This is a genomic window from Pseudoalteromonas sp. SR45-6, from assembly GCF_014163545.1.
Taxonomy (GTDB): Bacteria; Pseudomonadota; Gammaproteobacteria; order Enterobacterales; family Alteromonadaceae; genus Pseudoalteromonas; species Pseudoalteromonas rhizosphaerae.
The window spans coordinates 1-4,854 of the sequence record NZ_JACJDM010000103.1 but is presented as its reverse complement, the minus strand read 5'-3'; the positions used below and the strand labels follow the sequence as shown (position 1 = coordinate 4,854).

The window sequence follows — 4,854 nt, the reverse complement described above, 5'->3', positions numbered from 1 at the left end:
CGGGGCTGAGACACATCGCATTTAATCAGCTAAAAGCAGAAACAAGCTTTAATAAAGGCATGCCCGCAAAACAGAAAAAAGCTATGCGCAGTACAGATTACCTTGAAAAGGTATTGAAATCATAGGCTTTTTTCATGCTCTTGCCCTGGCGGTAATCCCTTTTACCAAATAATTTTTCGTCAACCACTATGCCGCGTATATCCGCAAATGCAATTGAATCTGCTTTAATAACGTAAATGCTTTTGGCGCGTATAATTATGTTTTTTGTTTCTTTATCAATTTTAATTTTGTAATTAGCAAATGTACAACAAAAGCCAAGTGTGGAAATAGCAGCCCAAGGTACCAAGGGAAATTCGCCATCTATTACACTAAACATACATAAACAACTTATAAATAAAATAAATGCGCCCATAAAGTTAACAGCACTTGTGGCAAATGGCTTGATTTGCGCTTGTTGATTTGTCAGTTTTGTAAATTTCATTTTATAAAGTAATCGCTATTAGTCCGATGATGATAAAACAGATGAAGGGGAGGAGAATCATTTTAATTAATGATTTGGTATCCCAGAAAGTTATATCTTTGCCGCTTTTTAGAGCTGGATCATCTGCTGTACTTGCAGGTCTATTATCGAGTGCATTTTGGTCTAAATCGGGTGTGTTACTGCTGACGTTTGTTTTTTCTGTAAACTCATTTACCTTTTCTGTGTGTATACAGCCAAAATGATTAGCTAAAAACGCGGCTGCTGCTTGAGTATCTTGGTAGGTGCCAATTGTGTAGCGTTCATGGCACAGCGCTATTTGATACTTATCTGCAAGGCCTGGAATTTGTTGCACTAAAACTTCAACATCGTTTAAATTTTTTAAAATCTTTTTTGATGTGGCTTTAGCTAGAAATAATTTTTCTTTGTACGCTTTACCAGTTTCAACATCAAGGACTAAATAATGGCTTCTTGAGTAAGCAAAAACGAGTGATAAAAATAAAGGAGCAAAGCAAATACCATAAAATATTGACTCAGTAAAATAGCCAACCACACCACAAAATGGAACGATGAAAGTTAGTATGGCCCTAACTGCAATAATATTGAGGTGGCCTTGAGTCCTTAATTTTACCTTATTTGGCAAATAGGTATTTTTAATGTGAAACTTTACATTCTTAGGTAGATTTGAGTGTTGCAAAAATACATCATCCTTGATTTAGAGTTTTCTAATTTAGCATGATATTTTTTAATAAACCACAATGGGCAGCTATTCGAAAACCTCTAGCAAACAGGCTGCTTTTTGCTTGGTTCTATTTATCATTTAATACCATGTTCTAAGGTTGAGCTTATTTTTGATTGTGTAAGTCGTGAATTAAACCCAAAAATTTGATAATTTAAAGAATAAGATAAGTCGATCATGGCAGTTAAGGTAAATAAATAAATGAATCAACAATTAGTTTTTAAAAATGGTCAAGTTAGTGATAATTACGCCAGTATTTTATTAGGCCATCAAGATGAGTCATACGTTACGCCAATAATGGAATATAAGGAGTATGAACTGATTGTAGAATCGGTTGTTATCATTTTACTTGATGACGACACAGAGCTAATGGGAACAGAGGTGTTAACGTTGGTTGATAGTGGGCACTGTACGTTAGCGCAGTTAATTAACTTTTTAGCCGGTGAAGAGGTGGAGGAAATGCAAGAGTTTGAGTTTATTTCATCTGCTTGGTTTGCATGGCAAAGTAAACACGGCGATTGGTCAAGTGAGCCATTTGATACTGTTTATGAATCGCAAGATAAAAACATAACAACGCTTAATGAGTTATTAAACGAGTAAGTTTGCGTTTTTAACAAGCGCTTTGGCATTTTAGGTGTGCCAACCGAGGCAGTTGGTTTACCTTGCCTTTGATTGATAATACTGTAAAAATCAGCGCGTTTTAAATTAAACAGTTGTATGGAATTTGGCGTTGAGTAAAGAACAGCAAAAAGGCTATTGGCGCAATGAAACTGTGGCTTTTCTCGCGTTGACTTCATTAAGCGGCGTTGAGTATTGGGTATTACACAAAATAGCAGAGTCAGGCTTAGGCTTTAAAAATTTACTTAAAGCGAGTAATGCTGATGAAATTTCTAAACACCTGAATGTGTCATTACCTGATGATATTGAATGGCAAGCATATCAACAACAACTTTGGTCAATTGGCTTAGCGCGCGCACGTTCTCTTCATGCTGATAATGTAAGACTTTTGTTCAAAGAGCAGGAGCTTTTTCCTTAAGAGTTGAAGAAAATTGATGATGCACCTCATTGGATTTTTGTTCAGGGTCCAATTGAAAACTTACATAAAAAATCCGTATCAGTGATAGGTACTCGTAAGCCATCAACAGATGGTGTAATTTTAGCGAAAATAGTCATCGCAGCATTGGCAAATAAAGGGCTTGTTACAGTCAGTGGCTTAGCTTTGGGTATCGATCAAATAGCACATACAGAATCGATAAAATATAACATTCCCACCGTTGCGGTTCTTGGTAATGGTATATACGTTGAGTTTCCTAAAGGCTCTAACACACTTAAAGCGCAAATATTAAATCGTGGTGGCACAGTAGTAACAGAATACCTGCCTGAACAATTATACAGTGCCGAAAACTTTGTTAGACGAAATCGAATACAGGCTGCGCTTTGTAATACGCTGCTACCTATCGAGTGGGAAATTAAAAGTGGCAGTGCTCACACTGTCGCATTTGCACATAAGTACAATAAAAAAATTGCTAATGTGTTCTTACCTGGAACAGCCAATTTAAGGCCTGAATTAAAGTTCTCTGAAATGGAGCGCGGTGCCAGCGCGTGGGAAATGCCAATCTGCGTGAATGGACTGTTAAAGTATATTCAAGACGACATGCAAGCAAACGGTAAAGTCGTTCAACAAAGCTTAAGCTTTCAAGACGATTTTATTTCAACGTAAAAGGTTTTAGTTTATAAAAAAGCCCATCATTACAACTAAACGATGGGCCAAGATACGTCGTTAAAAGTTGCTGTTAATCTTCGTTATGGATAAAACCAGCAATGAGTTCTGCTAAGCTATGCGCTTGTAGATAGCCGCTTTCTTGGTCTGCGCCAAAACTAATTACCTGCCCAGGTTTTCCTTTACTGTTTGGTGCAAGATCTATGGCATAAAAATTACCACAACCTTGGTCGAAAAAGGGGATCCAATAGGGGGTGCAATATAAAGGCAGTACTGTGCCATCGTTACTGCTGTAAGTATCGAGCAAGTCCTCTTGCGTCCATTTTTGATATGGTGTTTGCCAGTCACTCCATTCTTTTAGTATGGTCTGTGCATTCATAAAACCTGTTTTTTCAATGCCATTATGCAGTGTTAAAAAGTCTTTTAAAATAGTGGGAAACTCAAAACCAGCTTGCGTTTTAAATTGTTGATAAATCGCTTTATTATCAATGGGCTCTATTATTTTTAATCCCTCAGACTCAACTAATTGAGTTAAATTTTGTTTTACTAAAGAAAAGTCTTCATGGGAATCAAAGTTAATAAATGGGGTGATGTAATCTATTTTTTGTTGCGCTAATTCTTCTGCTTTAAATGCATTAGGAATATTTTCATCAATAAACTCACCGGTATGTGTGAATATTTGCTCAGCAAACGCTCTTGATATTGGGCGACTAGATAGACTATTACTGGCAAGATCATACAGCTTAGATTTAGGTTCTACGCCTTTTCTTCTTTCTCTATCAATTGTTGTTAACCATTGTGAAAATAGTGGGGTGTTGAGCACTTCGGCGGTAAAAATAGTCTTATCTTGTAAGTAGGCAACCATATAAAAATGATTACTCAATTGAGTATCAGGTGTTATTAAGAAAAGCTTGAGAACATCTTGGTCTGTTCGATCTTTTACTGCTTGATGAAGTAAGTCACTAAAGATGTAGCTTTCATCTTGTGAAAAAGACGGCAAATTGGTGATTTCTATTGCTGGAAAATGAAGGTCATGCCATTTTTTGGTTTTTAAAGTATCGTTATACGCACAGATATTTTGCATGAGAATCTTATTAATAAAGTAAAAAATAAACTTAGTATATCACGGTAAGATTAACTCAGTATTAATTTAAAATAGCTTAAAACTTACAATTGATTAATGTTAATATTTGAATATGTTTAAGCTCGTTTTAATTAGTTAATGGAGCTCTTGTTATCTTTAATTTCTTAGATTAATCATTTTATCTGTTATATTTTCGTTCTTATCTCCTTGATTAATAGTGGGTTAATTTGTCATGGTGAACATCTTTTTGGCCTGAATTACACGCAGTGAAAAAATAGGCTTTTTTATTGCACTTTCTTATTTTGATGGGTTTTACATATAACAATCAATGTTAGTATAATAAGTGATTTTTTAAATAGTGGTTTTAATATATATAAAACGATTTAAGAATGTTCCGATGAACGGGGGAGTAATATGAAGATAGGGATTGATCTGGGAACGACACACAGTGTTGTTGCTGTATGGCAAGATAGTGGTGTTAAACTTATCGCTGACTCTGAGGGCAATGTTCTAGTGCCTTCTATTGTGAGTTTTTCAGATGACTATGTATTGGTAGGTCAAGCTGCGCGGGATCGTTTAGCGACTCATCCTGAGTTGACGGTGTCTGAATTTAAACGTTTTATGGGCACAGATAAAGTTTATCAATTAGAAGAACAATCTTATACCCCAATAGAGCTGTCGGCTATTTTACTTAAGCACCTTAAAGAGCAAGCTGAAGTATATTTACAACAACCCATTACTGAAGCTGTTATTTCAGTACCGGCCTACTTTAATAATAAACAACGACAAGCAACACAGCAGGCGGCTTCACTTGCTGGTTTAACGGTTGAGCG

General features: G+C 35.9%; 7 protein-coding genes. 4 read left to right on the top strand and 3 right to left on the bottom strand.

The window, feature by feature from the left end; all coding sequences use genetic code 11:
• Positions 1-97: 97 nt before the first annotated feature.
• Both H5158_RS22060 and H5158_RS22055 read right to left on the bottom strand, forming a co-directional pair.
• On the bottom strand, positions 98-481 hold the full coding sequence (locus H5158_RS22060) for a hypothetical protein (protein WP_182719016.1): 384 nt from the start codon (positions 479-481) through the stop codon (positions 98-100).
• Position 482: 1 nt separating this feature from the next.
• Positions 483-1,175 (bottom strand): hypothetical protein, encoded by a 693-nt coding sequence (locus H5158_RS22055; protein ID WP_182719017.1) that lies wholly within the window; start codon positions 1,173-1,175, stop codon positions 483-485.
• A 243-nt stretch (positions 1,176-1,418) separates the two neighbouring features.
• On the opposite strand from H5158_RS22055, the gene H5158_RS22050 reads away from it, so the two are divergent.
• From H5158_RS22050 to H5158_RS22045, 3 genes are all read left to right on the top strand, one after another.
• Positions 1,419-1,817 (top strand): hypothetical protein, encoded by a 399-nt coding sequence (locus tag H5158_RS22050; protein WP_138585062.1) that lies wholly within the window; start codon positions 1,419-1,421, stop codon positions 1,815-1,817.
• 130 nt (positions 1,818-1,947) lie between these two features.
• Entirely contained in the window at positions 1,948-2,253 is a 306-nt protein-coding gene (locus H5158_RS23170; RefSeq protein ID WP_220491399.1) for a hypothetical protein, read from the top strand.
• Positions 2,254-2,256: 3 nt separating this feature from the next.
• A complete protein-coding gene (locus H5158_RS22045; protein ID WP_220491398.1) occupies positions 2,257-2,937 on the top strand; it encodes a DNA-processing protein DprA in 681 nt (226 codons plus the stop codon).
• A gap of 73 nt (positions 2,938-3,010) precedes the next feature.
• Here the strand turns inward: H5158_RS22045 and H5158_RS22040 are convergent, their stop codons facing one another.
• Complete coding sequence (locus H5158_RS22040; protein WP_182719019.1) at positions 3,011-4,021, bottom strand: SMI1/KNR4 family protein; 1,011 nt, start codon at positions 4,019-4,021, stop codon at positions 3,011-3,013.
• A gap of 414 nt (positions 4,022-4,435) precedes the next feature.
• On the opposite strand from H5158_RS22040, the gene H5158_RS22035 reads away from it, so the two are divergent.
• Positions 4,436-4,854: Hsp70 family protein (locus tag H5158_RS22035; RefSeq protein WP_182740918.1), on the top strand; the 419-nt coding region annotated here is incomplete at its 3' end.